Origin of the sequence: Bradyrhizobium sp. McL0615 (assembly GCF_049993905.1) — a bacterium.
GTDB lineage: Bacteria > Pseudomonadota > Alphaproteobacteria > Rhizobiales > Xanthobacteraceae > Bradyrhizobium.
Genome location: NZ_CP188254.1, coordinates 7,312,875 through 7,334,022, shown reverse-complemented (window position 1 = coordinate 7,334,022; position 21,148 = coordinate 7,312,875). Strand labels below are relative to the sequence as shown.

The following is a 21,148-nucleotide window of genomic DNA, read 5'->3' as shown; positions in this document are numbered from 1 at the left end:
TTCGCCGAGCGCTCCCCTTCATGAGCCGACGGAAACATCCGTCAAAAGTCCTGCCGTGATCCAGCCGTGCAGATAGCCCGCGCCGCGGCCTGCCGCGCTGTCGGGATCGTCATAGGTAGCCAGCATTTCGCAGAGCACGCCGAACGGAATGCCGTTCGCGGCCTCATCCCACATCATCGCTTCCTCCGCGAGAAGTTCGCGGAACATCGGCGTGACGTCCTGGCGCCAGATCAAAAGACGCGCTGGTTGCTCGAGTGCGGTCGCCTCCGGCGGCGCTTCGTCGTTCTTGAGCGCAAGCCAGATCGCAGCCGCGTTGGTCCCGAGCTCAAGCCTGCATGCACTGGGATGCGGCCGGAACCGGAGGCCCGACCATGCTTCGGGCGCAAAGCCCGCCATGTTGGTCAGCTCGACGACCTGGCCTTCCGCGGCGTCGAAGGCGTCGTTGAGCGCCTTTTCGAGCGCTGCGAGATCGGACAGCTCGGGATGCTCGGAGTAAGGTGCGGTCGATTTCAGGAATTCCGGCAGACCTTGCGAGAACCAGCGCAGGTTCGGATTCCCGGACGGACACGCCTTGACGTAAGCGTGGCCCATCTCGTCGAACATCTCGTCACCGAGATAAAGATGCAGCAGCTCATGGTCGTTGCGCATGGCCTCGACCAGCCGCGAACCATAGGCATAGCGATAGACCCCGAACAGCACCTCGCGCTTCTCGCGCGGGCTGTCGAGGATTTCAGCCAGCACCGTTTCGTCGCCATCGAGGATGCCGCGCTGAAACTCGGATTGCTGTCGTGCGAAGTCACTCATGCCGCGGATAAGACCTTCCCGGCCATCTCACGCGTTCTGGCAACCTCGAGCAGCAGCTCGTCGAGCGGCGGGATGTTGTCGTCGCGTTCGATCATGGTCGAGACCCGGCCGAAGCGTTTCAGCGCCGCGGCATAGAGTTCCCAGACGTCCTCGCACACCGGATGGTCGTGGGTGTCGATGATGTGGGTGCCCATGTGGCTGTGGCCGGCCATGTGAAACTGCACGACGCGATCCGCCGGAATCCCATTGAGGAAGGTCATCGGATCGTAGCCGTGGTTGAAGGCTGAGACATAGACGTTGTTGACGTCGAACAACAGCCAGCATCCGGAGCGGCGCGACAGCTCGGACAGGAATTCCCATTCCGTCATTTCGGAATTGTTGAACTGGACGTAGGTCGAGACATTCTCGAGCACGATGGCGCGGCCGAGAAAGTCCTGCACCAGCTGGACGCGGCTGACGACGTGATCGAGGGCTTCGCTGGTGTAGGGGATCGGCAACAGGTCATGCAGGTTCTTGCCGTGGACGCCGGTCCAGCACAGATGGTCCGACACCCATTTCGGCTCGACGCGGCCGGCGAGATCCTTCAGGGCTTGCAGATATTCGAAATTCGGCGGCGCGGTGGAGGCGATCGACATCGATACGCCGTGCATCACCACGGGATAACGCTCGCAGATCCGGTCGAGCGTGCGCAGCGGCTGGCCGCCGGGCAGCATGTAGTTTTCGCTGATGACCTCGAACCAGTCGATCGGCGGATTGCCGCTCAGGATTTCGTCGTAATGCTGGTGGCGCAGGCCGAGACCGAAGCCGAGGAAGGGCGGCCTCGCCGATGTCGCCGGGCGGTCCGCAAGCGCCGCCGCCGCGCTGTCTGGCAATCTACTTGCGACGTTCATCTCGTCTCCGCTCCACCACCAAACAAGGCGGCGTGTCTCAAACTGTACGCTCAACCTACCATGGATACGGGGCCCGGCCTACACCGGGCCTCGTATCGGGCTGCGGCCTAAGACGGCATATACTTACCCTTGGCGGCGTCGCACTTCTCCTTGGTCATGGCCGAGAAACCCTGACCCTTGCAGGCGTTCTGGCCCTTGCAGGCATTTGCTCCGCCCTTGCACGCGCTCTGGCCCTTGCAAGCATTGGCGCCGACGCACTTCCCTTCGCCGGCGGCATAGGCCACGGTCGACATGGTGGCGCCCGCCAGGAACAGGGTGGCTGCGGCGGCGGCAATGGTAGCGCCGGACTTGGATGTCATCTTCATTGGTATCCTCCAAAAGAAGTGTGAGGGTGCTTCGCCGCTGGCAGCAACAGTTCCAGCCGACAACGGCACCCGAAGATAGTTACGCGGTGGGTCTGGCCTTGGTTACACGCGCGGCCGAATTTATTTCGGCCGCCCTGATCGAAACAACGAGGGCCCGGCGGCGCCGGACCCTCGCTCGCATTTGATCCGCCGATCAACCCTTGACGAACTTGGCGCCCATGGCGGCGCACGCCTTCTCGGAAGACATCGAGAAGCCGGTGCCCTTGCAGGCGTTCTGGCCCTTGCAGGAGTTGGCCGAGCCCTTGCAGGCGCTCTGGCCCTTGCAGGCGTTGCCGGCCATGCACTTGCCCTGGGCGGCGTTCGCCGGCGTCGACACCGTCGACACCACCGAGCCGGCGAGGAACAGGGTGGCGGCGGCAGCGGCGAGCGTGGCACCGGATTTGGAATTCAACTTCATGACGATCTCCTCGATGATTGTTTGAAGACACAAGGTAACGCCGTGAGATCTGTCGATCGTTCGATCACAGACCCCGACGACGCAGGGAGGGGCGGATGCCAGTCAGATCGCGGTGGCTTGCCGGAGGACGTCAGGTCTCCGTGATTTGAGTGCTCATCCGAAACCAGCTACGGGGCATCAGGCGATTTGGTTACAGAGTTTCGAAAGAAAATTTTCTTTTTTTGCGGTTGGGCATCCCGTTGATGTTTAACCCCTGCGGCGCCGGAGTATTTCCTTGCGCAGAGCCATGCCCTTCGCGACCGCGCTGCGCTCGGAAAGCGCGGCCGCTTCAACAGATTAGCTGGGATGCCGATGCCCGGTTGCATCGCACAACGAGATTCGATCGAGTTATCCTCGCACAGGTTTCAGCCTGGCCATCTGCGCCACCGTGGCCTTCAGCTCCTCGGCGTTGAACGAGGGAAACGAACAGATGCGGTTGCTGCAGGCGAATGCCGCGGGTTCGCCGAGGTCGGGATATTCGACGTCGGGGTTGGGCAGCTTGCCCTCGCGCAGATCCAGCCACTCCAGTCGCTTGTAGCGGGCCGGCAGCGCGCGAGCCAGCGCATGCAGGCTTTTCGCGCGGGTGTCGTCCTTGTGTCCGACGATTGTCATGTGGGTGGGCTCGACCGCGAGCTCTTCGTCGGCGAGCAAAATGCCGGGCAGGGGACGCATCATCCCGGCCGAGGCGCTGGCGAGATAGCGCATCGCGTGCGCGGCCTGCTCGCGATAGGTCTCGCTGCCGAAGTAGCGGTTAAGCAGGTTCATGAATCGTGCGACCTGCACCTGGTCGTCAATCAGCTTGGCGGGTTTTGCAAGCACGCCGGTCTTGCCTTCCGCGGTCTTCGAGGTCACGAAGCCGCCGGCTTCATCGCGGAAGGCCGCGACGAAATCGCCGGCCTTGGCAGCCAAAGTGAGCCAGTCGCGATTTCCTGTGGCGGCATAGAGATCGAGGAAGGCCTGGCCCATTGCGAGCGTATCGCCAAGAAATGGTCCGCCGCGATCCTTCTCGCCATGACGGAAACCGCCATCCGGCAGCGCGCGGTTGTCGATCACCCATTTCGCCGCGCGTTCGGCGATATCGAGCGCCTTGGCATCGTTGGTGACGTTGTAGTAGGCCGCAAGCCCCGATATCGCCCAGCCATTTTCGCGCGCGTATAAATTCTTGTCGATGCGCGGCATGCCCAGTTTGCGGCGTTCGCCGTCCGGCAGCGCGTAGTATGTGTGCCCGTCGATATCGTGGTTGAGATCGGCATCCTGGCTGACATAGAACGCGCCGTCGGGGCTGGTCAGGGATTCCGCGAGATACCGTTCGATGCTGCGCGCGGCGGCAAGGTATTTCGGATCCTTCCACAGCGCATAGGCCTGGCTGTACTGCCGGAGATATTGCGCCTGGAACGACATGATCTTTTCGAAATGCGCATGTGTCCAGGAGCCCGCTTCGGAGTATTGATAGACGCCACCCCAGACCGGATCGATCAGCGCAACGGCGGCATCCAGCGTCTGCCGGGCGCGCTTGATCGCCTCGGCGTCGCCGGCCTCGGCGCGCGTGATCGCCAGATCCATGCTGTCGGCGTCGATGTACTTCTGGTTCTCGCCCCAGCCGCCGAGTTTCTCCTCGTAGGATTCGTCGACATTCTTGCTCAATGCGGCGCGCCGTTCCTTGTCGAGGAAGGCGGAGGTCGACGGCTTCACTTCAGAGGCTTCGCCGACCGATGGTCCGGGCGAGGGATCGTCGATGATGGCGTTGAGCAGCGCCTGCATCCGTTCCGGCTCGATATAGCCTCTGATCTTGGCGATCTCGGTGCCATCGGGGCCGAACACGATGGTCGCCGGCCAGCCCCAGTCGCCATAGCGGCTCGACAGATCGGGGTTGGCGTCCTGGTCGACCCGTACGGGGAGATATTTCGCGGCCAGCAATTCCCTGACCTCGGGATTGGCGTAGGTCGTCTTCTCCATGACGTGGCACCAGTGGCACCACACCGCCTCCAGATCGAGAATGACGAAGCGCTGTTCGGCCTGCGCGCGGGCGAACAGATCCTCGCTCCATTCACTCCATTTCGGCCCATCTGCGGCAAACGATGGAGAGACTAGCGTGGCAAGGGCGATGGCGACGATGCGGACGAGTTTCATGGCGGCTCCCGGAAGCGCTGATGTTTCGACAGCTACGCGCACGACAAAATCCGGGCTCAGCTTTTCGCCGCTGTCACAGGATTGTGAGATCAGGTCGATTTCTCGCTGTTGCCGGCCGCGTTCAGCAGCAGCCGGTCCAGTGACGCCGCGCCGGGACCTGCGATGGCGAGCCACATGAAGCCGGCGAAATAGGCCGCCTCCTCGAAGCCGAGCAGCGTCTCCAGCGAATCGACGTCGCCCCATTTGGCCGACCTGACGGCGACGACCATGACGACCGCCAGCATCGCGGCCGGGATTCGTGTGAACAGGCCGAGGATCAGCATGGCGCCGCCGAAGCACTCGACGCTGGATACGAAGGGGGTGAGGATTTTCGGGAAGGGGATGCCCCAGCCAACAAAATTCTCGGTCACCTGCGCCAGATTATTGAGCTTGCCCCAGCCGGCCAGCATGAAGGTGTAGCCGGCGATGAGCCGCATGATCAGGGGGCCGGCCCAGGAAAAATGCGATGCGATCTGCGCCGGCAACAGGATGAGAAGATTGATGATGAAATGCATGCGAACCCCCCTCTAAGTATTTGGCGTAACGCGAGGCCGCGATCTGCGGTCGCCTCAAATCCGGTGCGCTCGAAAAATGCCGCGGCTAGGATGGCGGCAATCTGGCTCCGACAGCAATTTCGCAACGGCTGGCCCGCTTGTTACGGCGCCTAACCGAAATTTTGCAGTGCGGGGAAAGTCTCCAACAGCCAAATGCTGATGCTGGAGACAGAGCCGGTCAGGAAGCCGATGCCGGTGATCACCATCAGGATGCCCATGGCGTGCTCGACCTTGCTCAAATGCCGCTTCATCCGCGCGAACAGCGAGGAGAACTGCTCGATCATGAAGGCAGCCAGCAGGAACGGGATTCCGAGGCCCGCGGAATAGACTGCGAGCAGGCCGGCGCCCTTGGTGACCGTGGCCTCAGCCGCCGCGATTGAGAGGATCGCCGCCAGAATGGGACCGATGCAGGGCGTCCAGCCGAAGGCGAAGGCAAGGCCCATGGCATAGGCGCCCCACAGCCCGACCGGCTTCGGCATCTGCATCCGGCCCTCGCGCATCAACAGGCTGATCCGGGTCAGGCCGAGGAAATGCAGGCCCATGATGATGATCACGATGCCCGCCACGATCGAAAGCTCGGCCGACCAGGCGCGGATCAGCCCGCCGACCAGGGACGCGCTGGCGCCGAGCGCCACGAACACGGTGGAAAAGCCCAGCACGAACATCAGCGCCGAGGTCATCACCGCCCGCTTGGAGGTCTGCGTCGTCTCGTCATTGGCGACATGCTCGATGGTCGCGCCGGTGAGATAGATCAGATAGGGCGGCACCAGCGGCAGCACGCAGGGGGAGAGGAAGCTGACGAGACCGGCAATCAGGGCCGCCGGGATGGAAACATCGTGCATTGCATGACCTTCGAGAATTGCCACAAGGCATAGCGCCGTCCTGGCTTATACGGAACAGACAATCGATAAGTTTCGTCGTCATTACGGCTCAAGTTCGGTCACAGAGCCGTGTCCGGGGTATCTAAATGGTCTCGCTCGCGAAACAGGGACTGCTATGATTCCGTATTGCGGTAATCAGACCGCCAACGGGACCCCTGCATGCGCCTTGGCATCCGCACCGCCATTTCCGCCCTCGTGCTGACGTCCATCGTCGTCAGCGCCGTCGGCGTGCATTTGCTGTGGTGGCGCACCGCCCATCAGGTGAGCCAGACGCTCGCCAACACCATCAACGACCAGATCGTTTCGGCCGTGGGCGACGAACTGCAGTCGGTCACCACGGAGGCGCGTTCGTCGATGATGGCGGTGCGAACGCTCTTGGCCGAGAAAGTGTTCGAGCCGCGCGACGCCCGGAAACGCGAAGTCGTTTTCCGGTCGCAATTGTTGTCGCAGCCGACCATCTCCTGGGTAGCGTTCGGATGGCCGGATGGATCGTTCTTTGCCGGGCACAAGGCCGGCGATGGCGTCATCGAAATGCTCGAGATCACCCCGGACCACAAGCTGCGGATCGACCGCTACGAATTCGTCGGCAACGATCTTCAACTCAAGAACAGCCATGTCGAGGACACCAAATATTCCGTCACCGATCAGGAATGGTTTCGCACCGCCGTCGAGACCAACGACGAACTCTGGGCGACCTTCACGACGCATCCCAAGGGCGAGCGGCTGGCCGCCGCCTTCGCGGCTCCCATCGATATCGACAAGAAGCCCGCCGGCGTCATCGCCATCATCATCGAACTGACGCGGGTGTCGAATTTCCTGTCTCAGCTCACGGTCGGGAAATCGGCCGGCGCCTTCATCCTCGAGCGCAACGGCAAGGTGGTCGCTTCCCCCGATCCGAACGCCAACGAGGCGGTGGCGCTGAAAACCGATCATCCGCTGTTTCCGGTCGCTGTCGAAGCGATCCAGAACGCCAGCGCTTACAATCCCGGTGAAGGCGAGCCGTTTCATACGCACGTGACACGGGACGGCAAGGCCTATCAGGCGGTCATCACGCCGATTTCGTTTCCCGGCTGGTCGCTGGTGACGGTGGTGCCGGAATCGGAATTTCTCGGCCCGGTACAGATGACGATCCGGAATTTGCTGATCGGACTTGCGGTGCTGATCGTTATCGCCGGCCTGTTGTCGGCGTGGCTGGCCCAGCGTCTGATCGCCGCACCGCTGATCAAGGTGATGAACGAGATCCGGCACGTCGAGCGTTTTGACCTCGACAAGGTGCAGCGGCATCCGTCGCGGCTGACCGAGATCGAGAATCTTTCCGGCGCGATCGGCGACATGGCGCAGGGGCTGGTTGCGTTCCGGAAATACATCCCGGCCGATCTGGTGAGGCGGCTGATCAGCGACGGCAACGGCGCGCGCCTCGGCGGCGCGATACGGCCGATGAGCGTGATGTTTATCGATCTCGCCGGCTTCACCGGCATGTCGGAGCGGCTTGGCGACCGCATCATTCCGCTGCTGTCGCGCTATTTCGACAGCGTCTCGGCGCAGATTCAAGACCAGAACGGCACCATCGACAAATTCATCGGCGATGCCGTGATGGCGTTCTGGGGCGCGCCGGCGCCCAACCCCGATCATGCCGTCGATTGCTGCCGGGCGGCCCTGGCGTGCCGGCGCGCGATGGAGGAGGCCGGCCTCGTCGACGACCGCGGTGAGCCGGTCAGGATTCGCATCGGTATCAATTCCGGCGACATGCTGGTCGGCAATATCGGATCGGAAGTGCGGCTGAACTACACCGTGATCGGCGATGCCGTGAATATCGCGAGCCGGCTGGAGAGCACCAACAAGAATTACGGCTCCACCATCATCATCGGCCCCGAGACGCGAAGGCTGGCCGGCGATCGTGTCGTCGTCCGCGAACTCGACCGGCTGGCGGTCTATGGCCGCGTGGGCGGCCTGCAAATCTATGAATTGCTTGATATGGCCGGCGAGTCCGACGGCAAGCCCGACTGGGCGGCTTTCTACGAACGCGGGCTCGCCGCCTGGCGGGCGCGCGACTTCACGGCAGCGATCGGGGCGTTCGAGAAGGTGCTGGAAATCCGCAAGGATGCCGCTGCATCGCTCATGATCGAGCGCTGCAAGCACCAGCTCGAAAATCCCTCCGCCGGGGAATGGGACGGTACGACGGTCGCGCGAACGAAGTAGAGCATCAGATCATATTCAGCATCCTTGGCGCAACCAGGCTGAACCAGGGAACGAAGGCGACCAGGAGCAGGCCGATAGTAACGACGATCAAATACGGGATCATGTGCCGGCTGGCGTTTTCCATCGTGGTGTCGCAGATCGAGCACGTCACGAACATGCCGACGCCGATCGGCGGCGAGAACGCACCGAGCCCCATCGCGATGATCATGACGATGCCATACTGAATCGGATCGATTCCGAACTGGGCCGCCATCGGCAGCAGCAGCGGGCCAAAGATCAGCAGGGCCGGCAGGCCCTCCAGCAACGCGCCCATCACGACCAGCGTCACGATCGTCGCGATCATGAACAGCGTCGCCGAACCGTGCAGCGTCGTGAACATCGCGGCGATCTTCTGCGGCATCTTGGCAATGGTCAGTGACCAGGAGAAGGTGCTGGCCGTGCTCGTTATAAACAGAACCATCCCGGCCTGCGCGGCGGTGCTGACCATCACGCGCCAGAGACGCTGTCCCGTCAGCGACCTGTACACCACGACCGACAGCAGCAGCGCGTAGATGACGGCGGTGGACGACACTTCGGTCGGTGTCGCCACGCCGCCAACGATTCCGCCGATCAGAATGACCGGGGCGACCATGGCGGGGATTGCGTCGAGGCCGGCGCTGACGATCTCTCGCATCGAATGCTTTTTGGGCACGCCGGGCCGGCCACGCGAGCGGACGTAGATCAGCAGCATCAGGCAGAGCGCGATAACCGCGGCCGGCAACAGTCCTGCGACAAACAGGCTGCCGATCGAGAGCGAGGTGACGGAGGCCAGTACAAGCATGGCGATGCTGGGCGGAACGGTTTCGCCCATCACGGCGCAGGTGGCGAGCACGGCCGCAGTCTCACCCGGATCGTAACGCTCGCGGCGCATGACGTTCTTCATCGTGGTCCCGACGGCGGCGACGTCCGCGACCTTGGACCCGGAAATGCCCGACATGATGTACATCGAGACGACGATCACCTGCAGCATGCCGCCGCGGAATCGTCCGACCAGCGATATGACGAAATCGGTGAGCTTGCGGCTCAGGCCTCCCTCCGTCATCACGTAGCCGGCCAGGATGAAAAAAGGGATCGACAGCATCACGAAGCTCGAGATGCCGCTTTGCATGTTGATCGGAACAACCGAGAGCGGGATGGCATGAGACGTGTGCAGATACAGCAGCGTCGCCATCAGGAGAACGAAGCCGATCGGGACGCCGAGCAGCAGCTGCAGCGCGAAGACCGCAAAGGTTGCAGGAAGCGCGTATTCGCGCAATTCCGGTCCGAGCATTGGCGAAAGAAGCAGCAGGCCGCCGATTGCGCATGCGGTCAGGACGCCGGTGATGATGGCCAGCCGAACTGCTTGCGCGAAAGCGCGCCGTGCCGCGAAGTAGGCCAGCATCGCCATGCCGGAAATCATCGGCGCTGCGAACCAGATCGCGCTGATTCCGAGATACGGTGTCTGCTCGCCCCAGCGCGACAGCATCATTTCCCAGGCCAGCCAGCCTCCGACGATCGCCATCGCGAATACCTGCCAGCACGCGAAGGCGGCGATGGCCGCGTGCCACCGCCGTGGCAGCCGGTCGATAAAGGCGTGTAGCGCCATGTGTTCGTTGCGCGGGTAGGCGATCGCGCCGCCGATAAAGGTCATCACGACCAGCGCAAGTTCGCCGATCTCGAGGCTCCACAGCAGCGACGTGTTGAACAGCGAGCGCGAGATGACATTGCCGAACATCGCAACCAGTTCGCCGGCGAGCGCGACCACGACGACGATTTCAGCGATTGTCTCGACGAAGTCGGAACGATGCGTGGCCTGATCTGGGGCGGAGGACAGGCTGCTTTCGAACGCGTCAGCGTCGGCAACGACGGTGGCCTTGGAATTTGTCACTGGCGGGCTCCGGAAACGAAAGAGCTGGGTGCGTCCGTCCGGATGTTACGGGCGGGCGCAAGCCGAGCCGTCTATTTCACGGCGTCAATGCTGGTCAGGAGTTCGGTCAGCTCCATGCTCTTGGCGAAGTCAGCGATGACAGGTTTGGTCACTGTCTTGAACGGCTCCTTGTCGATGGCGTTGAATTTTACTCCGAGCTTGCCTTGCATGTCCGCTTCCGCCGCTACGTTGGCGTCGACCTCCGCGCTGCGTTCCAGCACGGTGGCTTCCTGTGCACATTTCAGCACGATCTGCTGCAGGTCCGGCGGCAGCTTGTCGAAGGTCTTCTTCGAGATGAACAGTGGCCGGACCGTGAATTCATGTTCGGTGCGGGCGATGTAGGGCGCTGGTTCGTAGAATTTCATCTCGCGAACTGCGACCGATTCGTTTTCCATGCCGTCCACCACGCCGGACTTCATGGCGAGATAGGTTTCCATAAAGGCAATCGGTGTCGGGATGGTGCCGGCGGCCTTCCAGGCGTTGACTTTCAACGGACTGGAAATCAGGCGCAGGCGAAATCCTTTCAGGTCTTCGATACTGTTGATCGGCTTCTTCGTCGACAGCACGTTCCTTGTGGATCCGCCCCAATAGCCAATGATCTTCAGGCCGGTCTTGGTCTCGATCAGCCGGGCGTAGGCCTTGCCAGGCTCGCCATCGAGCGCCGCCTGCCAGTGTGCATAGTTGCGGAACAAAAATGGCAGCGCGAAGAAATCCAGTTCCTTGGCGAAAGGAGCGCCCGCCGAAGGGTCCGAGATCACCAGATCGAGCGATCCATCCTTCACGAACTGCAGCGTCTGGGCCTCGCTGCCAAGGATGCCGCCATTGAAGATGTCGATCTTGATCCGGCCCTTGCTTTCCTCGTCAACACGCTTTGCGAAATGCGTCAGCCCTTTGTTCCAGGGATGGTCTTCCTTGAAGTAATGCGCCGCTCGCAGGCTGAACTGCTGGCCGAATGCTGGCGGCACGATGCCGAGCGATGCCGCGGCAAGACCCAGCGCGATGATGATCGTCCTGATTTGCAATTGATCCTCCCCATTTTTCATTTCTGCTCCAGCAGAGCTTTCGGCCGTCGCCTTGGCCGGGCGCTGGAGATCATTTTGAGTATAATGTCATACAAGATGGGAGTGCACAATGGCCCGCGGCGAGACCTGCGCCGGCGACGATTTAGGGGAAGGGAGGGGCTGTCGCGCTCAGGCCTTCGGTCGCGAGGCAAACTCGCGGCCGCGAATCCGGACGAGGTCATCGGCGGAATTCTTCAGGAGAACGTTCGTCGCCTCACGCGCGCCCTCGGCATTGCGCGTCGCAATCGCCTCCAGTACGGCGTTGTGTTCGACCAGCGCCCGCGCGCGATGCGAACCGCGTGCGGCGATGGTAAAACTCTGGCGCAGGGTAACATCGAACATCTGCGCGATCGGCCAGAAGAACTCGTTGCGCGTGGCAAAGTAGATAGCCTGATGGAAGGCAATGTCGGCGGCCACGAATTTCTCGTTGACCTTGGCTGCCGCCATGCCTTCGTATGCCGTTCGGATCAGCGTGAGGTCGTCCTGGCCTGCGCTGATCGCCGCCAGCGCCGCCGCCGCCGGTTCTACCGCGCAGCGCAGCTGAAACAGCTTGGCGAGGTAACTGTCCATGTCGGATGTTTCGAGACGCCAGCGCAGCACATCGGGATCGAGCTGGTTCCACTGCTGCGGCGGGCGAACGCGCGTTCCACTCTTGGGACGCGATTCGACCAGGCCCTTGCCTGTTAATGTCCGGATTGCTTCACGCACTACCGTTCGGCTGACATCCATCATTTGACAGATCTGCATCTCGGACGGCAGCGTCTCGCCGACGCCAATATCGCCGCGCACGATGCTGGTCCCGACGCGGTCGGCGACCTGGCTATGGACGTTGCGGATAAGCGCGCTGGAGGTTTGGAACATCAGAAAGCCTTTTGGAACGTCGAAAGGGCGGATCGATAATCAACCCGGTCGAAGCGGATCCTGGTCCATGCGAACAGTGTGACGAGGCTCAGGCGTATTTCGCACCTCCGTCAAATCCCTCCTCGAAACAGGCAAATTGTCGTTCTTGCAAAAGCCGATTGTTTAGTCATACATTATGATGAACATCGTGCCAAGTTCCGCGTGCAGCAAGACTGCGGATCAAGAAAAAACTCGTTCCCGCGAGGAACATCATGAAGTCGAATCCCGTAACCCGCCGGGTCGCTCTGCAATCGTCGATTGGCGCGACCGCTTGGCTTGTTGCATCACCCGCGATTATCGGGCGGGCGCAAGCCGCCACGATGAAAATGAAATGTTCGTCGTCGCTTCCCAACGATCCCAAATACGCCAACGGCCGCGTCTACTACGACAATCTGGTGAAGCATCTGAAGGGCAACGGCCTCGGCGAGCAGGTCGAGGTCACCTTCTTTCCCGACAACCAGTTGGGCCAGGAAATCGACGTCATCAATTCGGTCAAGCTCGGCGTCATCGACCTGATGCTGTCGGGCTCGTCGATCTCGGCCAATCTGGTGCCGCTGGTCGGAACCTTCGATCTCGGCTATCTCTTTTCCAGCTTCCCGCAGCAGACCAAGGCGTTCGAGGCAGGGGCCGCGAAGCCAATCGAGGAGGCGCTGCTGAAGGGCGGAAACATCCGCATCATCTCCTGGGCCTATAATTTCGGCTCGCGTAGCGTGCTGGCGAAGAAGCCGGTGAAAGGTCCCGAAGATCTGGCCGGGCTCAAGATCAGGACGCTGCCGAACCCCGTCATCACCGAGTGTCTTCGCCTGATGGGCGCCGCCGCGACGCCGCTGGCGTTCGGCGAAATCTATACGGCGCTGCAGGCCGGCGTGCTTGATGGTCTCGAGCATGATCCGCCGACCATCCTCGCCAGCAAGTTCTACGAGACGTCGAAACACTACGCGCTGACCCAGCACAATTTCTCGCCGCTCGCGACCTATTTCAGCGAAGCGACGTTCAACAGGATGGATCCCAAGCTGCGCGAGGGTTTCCTCGATGCGGCCAAAAAGGCGGCTGCCGACACCCGCATCCACGGCCTCGAGATGGAAAAGGAAGCGCTCAAGAACCTGGCGGACAAGGGCGTCACCATCGTCGAATGCGACAAGGATGCGTTCCGCAAGCGCGTGCTTCCGCAGACCGACAATTTCATCAAGGCCCGCCCCGAGGCGAAGCCGGTGGTCGACATGATCCGCGCGACACAGGCTTGAGGTAACACGTTATGTCAGTCGCCGCGCCAACGCTCGAAAGCGGCGGTCACCGGATCACGGCCTCGCTGCTTGCCTTGAGCGATGCCGTTGCCGCGATCCTGCTCGCCGCCGATCTTCTGGTGGTCTGCGTTTCGGTGTTGCTGCGCTTCCTGTTCAATGCCCCGGTCGAATGGGCCGACGACGTGGCGCGCGGCCTGATGGTGGGGTCGAGCTTTTTCGGCGCCGCCAGCGCGCTGGCCCGCGCCGAAAACCTCGGCGTTGCCTTCTTCATCGATATGCTGCCATCCAGCCCGCGCCGCGTCGTCGATTCCATGGGCGCGCTGCTGGTGACGGTCATCGCCTTCTATGTCGCCTTCAACGCGATGAAGATGGGCTGGCTGACCACCGGGCAGACTTCCGGCTCCGGACTGCCACTGGAATGGACGTTCTATCCAATGGGCGCCGGGGCGCTGTTCATGACGGTGTTCGCGCTGGAGATTTTTTGCGCGCGTCCGATCCGCGAGATCGTGGCCGGCATTCTCGCTGTAGGCCTGATCGCAGGGTTCTATCTGGCGTGGGACTTTTTGGCGCCGGACTCCGTGCCGTCGTCGGGCACGCTGATGCTGATCGGGTTCTTCATCACGCTGTTCGGGGGCTTGCCGATCGGGTTTGCGCTAGCGCTGGCGGCGCTGATCTTCATCTGGGTTGAGGGCACGCTGCCCGGCGTCATCTTTGCGCAGCAGATGGCGCGCGGCATCGACAATTTCGTGCTGCTGGCGATCCCGTTCTTCATTCTCGTCGGCTATCTGATGGAAGCCAACGGCATGTCGGTCCGCCTGATCGAACTGCTGCAACGCGCGGTCGGGCGGATGCGCGGTGGCCTCAACGTGGTGATGGTGATGTCGATGGTGCTGTTTTCGGGCATCTCCGGCTCGAAGATGGCCGACGTCGCGGCGGTGGGATCGGTGCTGATTCCGGCCGCGCGCCGCTCCAAGCAGAACCCCGGCGGCGCGGTGGCGTTGCTGGCGGCCTCCGCGGTGATGGCGGAAGCGATTCCGCCCTGCATCAATCTCATCATTCTCGGCTTTGTCGCCAACCTCTCGATCGGCGGATTGTTCGTTGCAGGCCTGTTGCCCGCCGGGCTGATGGCGCTGGCCCTGATCGTGCTGTCGATCATCCTTGGAAAAAGGCCTGAGCCTGCCGCGGAAGTTGAGCCGCGCGCCGAAGTCTCGGGCCTATGGAGCGGCGCCATCGCTTCATTCGGGCTGATCTTCATGATCTTCTTCGGGTTCAAGAGCGGCTTTGCGACCGCCACCGAAATCTCGGCCTTCGCCGTGGTCTACGCCATCATCGTCGGCAGCATCGTGTTCCGCGAACTCAGCTTCAAGACGGCGGCACACAGTTTTGTGCAATCGGCGACGCGTTCCGGGCTGGTGCTGTTCATCGTCGCTGCCGCGCAGTCGCTGGCGTTCGTTCTCACGCTGCAGCAGGTGCCGCATGCGGTGGGCGACCTCATGCTGTCGTTGTCGGCGTCGCAGGGCACATGGCTGTTCATGCTGTTGTCGATCGCGGTGCTGATCGTGATGGGCTCGGTGCTGGAAGGCGCGGCGGCGCTCATCATCTTCGGGCCGCTGCTGGTGCCGGTGGCGGTCAAGCTCGGCATCGATCCGCTGCATTTCGGGGTCGTACTGGTGGTTGCGATGGGAATCGGCCTGTTTGCGCCGCCGCTGGGACTCGGGCTCTACGGCGCCTGTCTGATCGGCAATGTGCCGATCGAACAGACCGTCAAGCCGATCCTGGGATATCTCGGCCTGCTGCTGCTTTGCCTGCTGGTGATTGCGTTCGTGCCCGCGATCAGCACGGCATTGCCGCGCGCCTTCGGTTACTGACATGAAAGTCCTGCTGACGCACACGCCGCAGTCACGCGCCCAGTATTATGGCGAGCGCAGCCTGAACGGGCTGCAAGCCATCGCGCAGGTCAAGCTGCATGAATCAAACGACGCGCTCGATGCTGCCGGCCTGATCGAGGCCGCTGATGACGTCGATATCATCCTGGCCGATCGGCTCACCGCCGGAGCCAGCGAGATATTTTCGGCGCTGCCGAACTTGCGCGCCTTCGTTCGCTGCGCGGTAGATATCCGCAACATCGATGTCGATGCCGCGTCCGCGGCCGGCGTCCTGGTCACGCGGGCAGGGCCGGGCTTCGTCCAGTCGGTTGCCGAACTCGCCGTCGGCTTCATGGTCGATCTATCGCGCGGCGTGTCACGGGCGACCGCCGACTACCATTCCCAGCGCAAGCCCGAGATCATCATGGGCCGGCAACTGGCGGGCAGCCGTCTCGGCATCATCGGCTATGGCAGCATCGGCCGTTACCTGGCGCAGATCGCGAGGGTGATGAGCATGGAAATTCTGATTGCCGATCCCTTTGCGACCGTCGGCGAACAGGGTCTGCAGCATGTGCCGCTCGACGATCTGCTTGCCCGATCCGACTTTGTCGTCTGCCTCGCCGTTGCCAACGAGCAAACCGAAAACCTGATCGGGCAGGCGGCGCTGGCGTGCATGCAGAAGCATGCCTTCTTCATCAACCTGTCGCGCGGCAATCTCGTCGACGAGGCGGCGTTGTCAGCGGCATTGCGCGAGAACCGTATCGCCGGCGCCGCGATGGATGTCGGCCGCGCGCTGGACCAGATGCCGTCACCCGAATTGGCGAAATTGCCGAACGTCATCGCCACGCCGCATATCGGCGGCCTGACGCCGCCGGCGATCGAGAGCCAGTCGCTGGAAACGGTGCGGCAGGTCGAAAAGATCATCACGGGCGAGGCGCCGGTTGGCGCCGTCAACGCCGACCGTTGGATGCGCCGGCCATGAATAATGACCTGCTATGTTTTTATAACCGCTGGACAAGTTTGCCGCGTCAGGCTCAAATTTGATCATTAAACCCCGCCCAAGAGCCGGGGAGAACGACACGGACGCCTGCAGCCAATGACGGGCGCCGCAAAGGGAACAGGAAGCGCATCACATGGCCATTTCACGTCGTGACGTATTGTTGGGTAGCGCCGGCGCCGCGGGCGCCGCAGCATTTTCGTTTCCAGTCCCCGCCATTGCCCAGTCGGAGCCGATCAAGGTCGGCTGCCTCGCTGCGATGACGGGTCCGAGTTCGGCGCCGACCATCGGCTTCAACCGCGGCGTGACTTTCGCAGCGGACGCGATCAATGCTGCAGGCGGAGTCAAGGGCCGCAAGCTCGAGATCGTCATGCGCGACACCCAGGGCGATCCGACCAAGGCGGTGAACGCCACGCAGGAACTGATCAGCCAGGCCAAGGTGCATGCGATCTGGGGCCCGCTCAATTCGGGCGAGGCGCTGGCGACCACGCCGATCATGGCGCGCGCCAAGATGCCGGATATTCATCCTTGCGTTGTTGAAACCCTGATCGACACCACCAAGTTTCCGAACGCCTTCCGCATGGCGCCGTCGAACAGCCAATGGGATGACGCCGTCCGGAATTATTGCCTCAACATCCTCAAGGTAAAAAAGATCGCCGTGATCGGCGATACCACCGGCTACGGCGTGACCGCGGTCGGCGCGTCGGTGGCTGCATTCAAGAAGGATGGCGCCGAGGTCGTTTATCAGGCCAATGTCGACGCGACCCAGCCCGATATGACGCCGGACATGCTGCGCGCCAAGAACGCTGGTGCCGAGGTGATTGTGGTGTGGAGCGTTTCGACCGGCATGGAGGCGCGCATGTTCAACGTCCGCGCTGCGCTGAATTGGGATGTTGCGTTTGTCGGTCACCCCTCGATGGCGTCGGGTGAACTCTCCGGCCTCGTCGAGAAACCCGCCAACTGGAAAAAAGTCTACGCCATCGGCTACAAGAGCTGCAGCTATGACGCGGCCGGAAAATTGCCGCCGAAGAGCGAGGACCTGGTCGCGCGCCTCACCAAGGCCAATGTGGTGCTCAGCGATACGCTGCTGTGGTGGGTCGCCGGCGGCATCGATGCAATCGAACTGATCGCCAAGGCCGTGGCGGAAAGCGGCTCGACCGACAGCGCCGGAATCATCGCTTACTGGAACACGCTGTCCAAATATCCCGGCTATTTCGGCAATTACAGCTTCTCGCCGACACAGCATAACGGTTATCCGACCGAAGAGATCGTGATGTCGGAAGCCTCCACCGCCAAGAACGGCACGTTTGCGCTGGCGCCGGGATATACGTGAGCGACGGAAGAGGGCGCTAGCACATGCTCGCCTCGATCCTCGCATCCGGACTGGCGGCGGGCGCGATCTACGCGCTCGTCGGCGTCACCTATAACACCATGTTCTCGACGTCGCGGGTGATGAGCTTCACCGCCGGTCAGCTTGCGATGCTGGGCGGCGTGTTCGGCTCGCTGTTCACGCTGAAGCTGGGCCTGCCGATCCTCGCCGGCTTCCTGTTGACGCTGATTTGCTGCGCCATCATCGGGGTCATCACCGAATTCGTTGCGGTGCGGCCGGTGCTGAAAAGTCTCGACCAGCACCTCTACGTGCTTTCGACGCTCGCGGTGGCGCTGATGATCCAGCAGGTCGCGGCGATCAAATGGGGCACTGAGCCGCAGCCGTTTCCACGGCTGTTCGGCGTCGGCAGCGGTGTCTGGGACGAAAAGTTCTGGCTGCCCGTCGCAGCCTGCGCAATCACCATCGTCGCCCTCGAATATCTTTATCGCCGTACCCTGGTCGGTCGCGCCTTTGTTGCCATCGCTGAAGATAATTTCGCGGCGCGCGCCCTTGGTCTGCCGGAACGTAATTTGCGCGTCGCCAGCTATGCGCTGGCCGGCGTAATCGGCGGTGTCGCCGGATACTCCGGCGGCGAGTTGATGCTGGCGTTCTTCGCCAATGGCGCGCTGCTGAATTTTTACGGCTTCGTCCCGGTGGCGCTCGGCGGGCTCGGCAATAACAGAGGCGCCATCGTCGGCGGACTGGCGCTCGGCCTGTTCCAGCAGGCCGCAAACTTTCTGGTTGGCGGCATCTTCTCGTCGGTCGCCGTCTTCACGCTGTTCATCGTGGTCCTGCTGGCGGCGCCCCAGGGTCTGTTCGGCGGTTCCACGGCGCGGAGAGTGTGATGACATCAGTCACCGCCGTTCCGGCGCACAGCGACTCCGGCACCCTTCGCGCGGCGTTGCCGCACATCGCGCCGTTCCTCGGCATCCTTGCGCTGGCGATCATCCTGCCCTTCGTCAGCAACGATTACTGGGTGCTGATCGGCACGCGGGCGGCGATCTATTGGGTGCTGGTCTCCGGCCTCAATCTGGTGGTCGGCTTTGCGGGGCATCTGGCGATCGGCTATGTCGCGCTGCTGACGCTCGGCGCCTACACCACGAGCGTGCTGGTCGCGGGCAATGTCATGCCCGCGGTGCCGGTATTTGTCGCGCTACCGATTGCAGGCGCGGTTGGTGCGGTATTCGGCGTGATCGTCGGCTTGCCGGCGTTGCGGTTGCGTACCTTCTATTTCGCGATGTCGACGCTGGGCTTCGCCACCATCGTGACGCAAATCGCGTTGGCATGGCAGAGCGTCACCGGCGGCGGTATCGGCATCGTTGGACCGGAATTTCCGGCGCCGTTCAATACGGCGTGGGGTTTTTACGCGCTATGCATCGCGATCGCGGCCCTCACCACCTGGCTGAGCGCCAATGTCGCCCGCAGCCGGTTCGGTCGCGCGCTGATTGCGGTGCGCGATGCCGAGGTGGCGGCCGAGGCCACCGGCATCTCCAAGCCAAAAATGCTGATCGCCATCTTCCTGTTTGCCGGCGCGCTCGCGGCCATCGCCGGCGGATTGTTCGCGACCCTGCAGACCTACATCACGCCTGACGCTTTCACCTTCGACCTGTCCGTGCTGTTCTTCATCGCGATCCTGATCGGCGGCCGCGGCTCGATCCTGGGGCCGATGCTCGGCACCATCATCCTGACGATTTTGCCGGAGATCGCGGCGCCATTGGCGGCATGGTCGACGTTCCTCTATGCGGTGTTGCTGCTGGTGATCGTGCTTGTGATGCCCGGCGGCATCGCCGCGCTGCTGGATTTTCGCAACCGCCGTCCGCTGGCCAGCAACCGCGCCATCGTGCCGCGACCGGCCGCACTGGCCGATATCGTGCGCAAGCGCACTGGCGGCAGCCTGCTGACGCTGCGCGGCATCGCCTTGAGTTTTGGCAATGTGCGCGCGATTGATGGCCTCGACCTCGACGTCGCGCCGGGCCAGATCCACGGCCTGATCGGCCCCAACGGCAGCGGCAAGACCACGACGCTGAATGTGATCTCGGGTTACTACGCCGCCCAGGCCGGTGCCATGACGCTCGGCGATGATGCGCTGCCACCGGGTGAGCCGACGTTGCGCGCCCATCGCGGCATCGCGCGCACCTTTCAGACCCCGCGCGTGATCGGCGAGGCGTCCGTGCTGCAGAACGTCATGATCGGCGGCTCAATCGAGGGCAAAGCCAGCTTTGTCGAATCGATGCTGGCGTTGCCGCGCAACGCGCAGGATGAGCGGATGCTTGCGGCCAAGGCGCGCGCCTTGCTCGGCGTCGTCGGGCTGGAGTCGTTGGCGGAGGTGCGTGCCGACCGCCTGCAGCACAGCGAACTGCGCTTCATCGAGATCGCCCGCGCGCTGATGCTCGATCCGGACTTCCTGCTGCTGGATGAGCCCGCCGCCGGTCTCTCCAACGACGAGATCGAACGGCTGGCCGGGTTGATCAAGGCGATCAGCACCCGCGGCACCGGCGTGCTGCTGGTCGAGCACCATGCCGATTTGATCTTCGACATCTGCCATCAGGTCACCGTGCTCAATCTCGGGCGAACGCTTGCCGCCGGCACGCCGGCCGAAATTCGCGTTCACAAGGAGGTAGTCAGTGCTTACCTCGGCGGCTGAACCCCTGCTTTCGGTGAAAGCGCTCGAATCTGGCTACGGCAAGATCCGCGTGCTGCATGGCATCGACATCGAGATCGCAGCCGGCGAAGTGGTTGCCTTGCTCGGCCCCAACGGCGCGGGCAAGACGACGTTGCTGCGTGCGCTGTCGGGATTGCTGCCGGTCACGTCGGGCCATGTGCGCTTCGACGGCCGCGACATGACCAATGCGACACCGCGCGAGGCAGGACGCGCCGGCCTGGTGCATGTGATCGAGGGCCATCGCGTGTTCACGCAGATTTCCGTCACCGATAATCTTCTGATCGCCGGTTACGATCTGCCCCGCAGCGAACGCGCCGGCAGGGTCGATGAAGCCTTGTCGTTTTTCCCGGAGATCGCGGAGAAGCGTCACGAGCGCGGCGGTGCGCTCAGCGGCGGGCAACAGCAGATGCTCACGGTCGCGCAGGGCCTGGTACGGCGCCCGCGGCTGTTGATGCTGGACGAACCCTCGGCCGGCCTGTCGCCGGTTCTGGTCGATCGCGTGCTCAACGTGATCGCGCAGTTGCGCAAGCAAGGCACCGCCGTGCTACTGGTTGAACAGTTGCTGGAGAAGGCGCTTGCCGCCGCTGACCGCGTCTATGCGCTGGTACAGGGCAATATCGTGCTGGAAGCGCCGACCAGCGAGAACAATTTGCCGCAGCGGCTCGAGCGCGCCTATTTCGGGCACGAGAGCCATGCGCCGGTTACAGGTTGAAGACTGACATCATCGGCCATCGAGAGCCGGTCGCC

The 21,148-nt window shown here is 62.7% G+C and carries 18 protein-coding genes; 8 read left to right on the top strand and 10 right to left on the bottom strand.

What is annotated here, in order from left to right; translation table 11 throughout:
• Positions 1–18 precede the first annotated feature (18 nt).
• From ACPPVP_RS35245 to ACPPVP_RS35215, 7 genes are all read right to left on the bottom strand, one after another.
• Complete coding sequence (locus ACPPVP_RS35245; RefSeq protein WP_426528159.1) at positions 19–804, bottom strand: putative DNA-binding domain-containing protein; 786 nt, start codon at positions 802–804, stop codon at positions 19–21.
• A complete protein-coding gene (locus ACPPVP_RS35240) occupies positions 801–1,694 on the bottom strand; it encodes a DUF692 domain-containing protein (RefSeq protein ID WP_426528158.1) in 894 nt (297 codons plus the stop codon). The genes ACPPVP_RS35245 and ACPPVP_RS35240 overlap by 4 nt, the downstream gene beginning before the upstream one ends.
• A gap of 107 nt (positions 1,695–1,801) precedes the next feature.
• Positions 1,802–2,059, bottom strand: a complete 258-nt coding sequence (locus tag ACPPVP_RS35235) for a hypothetical protein (protein WP_426528157.1) — start codon at positions 2,057–2,059, stop codon at positions 1,802–1,804.
• 193 nt (positions 2,060–2,252) lie between these two features.
• Positions 2,253–2,516, bottom strand: coding sequence for a hypothetical protein (locus tag ACPPVP_RS35230; RefSeq protein ID WP_426528156.1), 264 nt, complete (start codon positions 2,514–2,516; stop codon positions 2,253–2,255).
• A 387-nt stretch (positions 2,517–2,903) separates the two neighbouring features.
• Positions 2,904–4,685: a thioredoxin domain-containing protein gene (locus ACPPVP_RS35225; RefSeq protein WP_426528155.1), complete on the bottom strand. Its 1,782-nt coding sequence runs from the start codon at positions 4,683–4,685 to the stop codon at positions 2,904–2,906.
• Between the two features lie 89 nt (positions 4,686–4,774).
• Complete coding sequence (locus ACPPVP_RS35220; protein ID WP_426528154.1) at positions 4,775–5,239, bottom strand: DoxX family protein; 465 nt, start codon at positions 5,237–5,239, stop codon at positions 4,775–4,777.
• Between the two features lie 149 nt (positions 5,240–5,388).
• Positions 5,389–6,120 (bottom strand): cytochrome c biogenesis CcdA family protein, encoded by a 732-nt coding sequence (locus tag ACPPVP_RS35215; protein WP_426528153.1) that lies wholly within the window; start codon positions 6,118–6,120, stop codon positions 5,389–5,391.
• A 198-nt stretch (positions 6,121–6,318) separates the two neighbouring features.
• On the opposite strand from ACPPVP_RS35215, the gene ACPPVP_RS35210 reads away from it, so the two are divergent.
• Positions 6,319–8,358, top strand: a complete 2,040-nt coding sequence (locus ACPPVP_RS35210) for an adenylate/guanylate cyclase domain-containing protein (RefSeq protein WP_426528152.1) — start codon at positions 6,319–6,321, stop codon at positions 8,356–8,358.
• A 4-nt stretch (positions 8,359–8,362) separates the two neighbouring features.
• Here ACPPVP_RS35210 and ACPPVP_RS35205 read toward each other — a convergent pair whose 3' ends face one another.
• The 3 genes from ACPPVP_RS35205 to ACPPVP_RS35195 all read right to left on the bottom strand — a co-directional run bounded on the left by ACPPVP_RS35205 (position 8,363) and on the right by ACPPVP_RS35195 (position 12,225).
• Positions 8,363–10,264 carry a TRAP transporter large permease subunit gene (locus ACPPVP_RS35205; RefSeq protein WP_426528151.1) on the bottom strand — a complete coding sequence of 634 codons (1,902 nt, stop codon included), beginning with the start codon at positions 10,262–10,264 and terminating at the stop codon, positions 8,363–8,365.
• 71 nt (positions 10,265–10,335) lie between these two features.
• Positions 10,336–11,325, bottom strand: coding sequence for a TRAP transporter substrate-binding protein (locus tag ACPPVP_RS35200; protein ID WP_426528150.1), 990 nt, complete (start codon positions 11,323–11,325; stop codon positions 10,336–10,338).
• Positions 11,326–11,493: 168 nt separating this feature from the next.
• Positions 11,494–12,225: a FadR/GntR family transcriptional regulator gene (locus tag ACPPVP_RS35195; protein ID WP_426528149.1), complete on the bottom strand. Its 732-nt coding sequence runs from the start codon at positions 12,223–12,225 to the stop codon at positions 11,494–11,496.
• Positions 12,226–12,476: 251 nt separating this feature from the next.
• Between ACPPVP_RS35195 and ACPPVP_RS35190 the strand changes: the two genes are divergently transcribed.
• The 7 genes from ACPPVP_RS35190 to ACPPVP_RS35160 all read left to right on the top strand — a co-directional run bounded on the left by ACPPVP_RS35190 (position 12,477) and on the right by ACPPVP_RS35160 (position 21,113).
• Positions 12,477–13,508, top strand: a complete 1,032-nt coding sequence (locus tag ACPPVP_RS35190) for a TRAP transporter substrate-binding protein (RefSeq protein WP_426528148.1) — start codon at positions 12,477–12,479, stop codon at positions 13,506–13,508.
• Positions 13,509–13,519: 11 nt separating this feature from the next.
• The gene (locus tag ACPPVP_RS35185) at positions 13,520–15,376 is read left to right on the top strand and encodes a TRAP transporter large permease subunit (RefSeq protein WP_426528147.1); all 1,857 of its coding nucleotides are present in this window, start codon (positions 13,520–13,522) and stop codon (positions 15,374–15,376) included.
• Between the two features lies 1 nt (position 15,377).
• Positions 15,378–16,355, top strand: a complete 978-nt coding sequence (locus tag ACPPVP_RS35180) for a hydroxyacid dehydrogenase (protein WP_426528146.1) — start codon at positions 15,378–15,380, stop codon at positions 16,353–16,355.
• Between the two features lie 151 nt (positions 16,356–16,506).
• Positions 16,507–17,703: an ABC transporter substrate-binding protein gene (locus ACPPVP_RS35175; protein WP_426528145.1), complete on the top strand. Its 1,197-nt coding sequence runs from the start codon at positions 16,507–16,509 to the stop codon at positions 17,701–17,703.
• Between the two features lie 23 nt (positions 17,704–17,726).
• Entirely contained in the window at positions 17,727–18,584 is an 858-nt protein-coding gene (locus tag ACPPVP_RS35170; protein ID WP_426528144.1) for a branched-chain amino acid ABC transporter permease, read from the top strand.
• Positions 18,584–20,383: an ABC transporter permease subunit gene (locus ACPPVP_RS35165; protein WP_426528143.1), complete on the top strand. Its 1,800-nt coding sequence runs from the start codon at positions 18,584–18,586 to the stop codon at positions 20,381–20,383. Before ACPPVP_RS35170 ends, ACPPVP_RS35165 begins: the two co-directional genes overlap by 1 nt.
• Complete coding sequence (locus ACPPVP_RS35160) at positions 20,364–21,113, top strand: ABC transporter ATP-binding protein (protein WP_426528142.1); 750 nt, start codon at positions 20,364–20,366, stop codon at positions 21,111–21,113. The genes ACPPVP_RS35165 and ACPPVP_RS35160 overlap by 20 nt, the downstream gene beginning before the upstream one ends.
• The last annotated feature ends 35 nt before the right edge of the window (positions 21,114–21,148 follow it).

Excerpts from the sequence above, each read along its gene's own strand:
- ACPPVP_RS35240 (WP_426528158.1), bottom strand. The coding sequence starts at position 1,694 with ATGAACGTCGCAAGTAGATTGCCAGACAGCGCGGCGGCGGCGCTTGCG.
- ACPPVP_RS35225 (WP_426528155.1), bottom strand. The coding sequence starts at position 4,685 with ATGAAACTCGTCCGCATCGTCGCCATCGCCCTTGCCACGCTAGTCTCT.
- ACPPVP_RS35235 (WP_426528157.1), bottom strand. The coding sequence starts at position 2,059 with ATGAAGATGACATCCAAGTCCGGCGCTACCATTGCCGCCGCCGCAGCC.
- ACPPVP_RS35215 (WP_426528153.1), bottom strand. The coding sequence starts at position 6,120 with ATGCACGATGTTTCCATCCCGGCGGCCCTGATTGCCGGTCTCGTCAGC.
- ACPPVP_RS35175 (WP_426528145.1), top strand. The coding sequence starts at position 16,507 with ATGGCCATTTCACGTCGTGACGTATTGTTGGGTAGCGCCGGCGCCGCG.
- ACPPVP_RS35230 (WP_426528156.1), bottom strand. The coding sequence starts at position 2,516 with ATGAAGTTGAATTCCAAATCCGGTGCCACGCTCGCCGCTGCCGCCGCC.
- ACPPVP_RS35210 (WP_426528152.1), top strand. The coding sequence starts at position 6,319 with ATGCGCCTTGGCATCCGCACCGCCATTTCCGCCCTCGTGCTGACGTCC.
- ACPPVP_RS35180 (WP_426528146.1), top strand. The coding sequence starts at position 15,378 with ATGAAAGTCCTGCTGACGCACACGCCGCAGTCACGCGCCCAGTATTAT.
- ACPPVP_RS35245 (WP_426528159.1), bottom strand. The coding sequence starts at position 804 with ATGAGTGACTTCGCACGACAGCAATCCGAGTTTCAGCGCGGCATCCTC.
- ACPPVP_RS35185 (WP_426528147.1), top strand. The coding sequence starts at position 13,520 with ATGTCAGTCGCCGCGCCAACGCTCGAAAGCGGCGGTCACCGGATCACG.
- ACPPVP_RS35195 (WP_426528149.1), bottom strand. The coding sequence starts at position 12,225 with ATGTTCCAAACCTCCAGCGCGCTTATCCGCAACGTCCATAGCCAGGTC.
- ACPPVP_RS35165 (WP_426528143.1), top strand. The coding sequence starts at position 18,584 with ATGACATCAGTCACCGCCGTTCCGGCGCACAGCGACTCCGGCACCCTT.
- ACPPVP_RS35190 (WP_426528148.1), top strand. The coding sequence starts at position 12,477 with ATGAAGTCGAATCCCGTAACCCGCCGGGTCGCTCTGCAATCGTCGATT.
- ACPPVP_RS35220 (WP_426528154.1), bottom strand. The coding sequence starts at position 5,239 with ATGCATTTCATCATCAATCTTCTCATCCTGTTGCCGGCGCAGATCGCA.
- ACPPVP_RS35170 (WP_426528144.1), top strand. The coding sequence starts at position 17,727 with ATGCTCGCCTCGATCCTCGCATCCGGACTGGCGGCGGGCGCGATCTAC.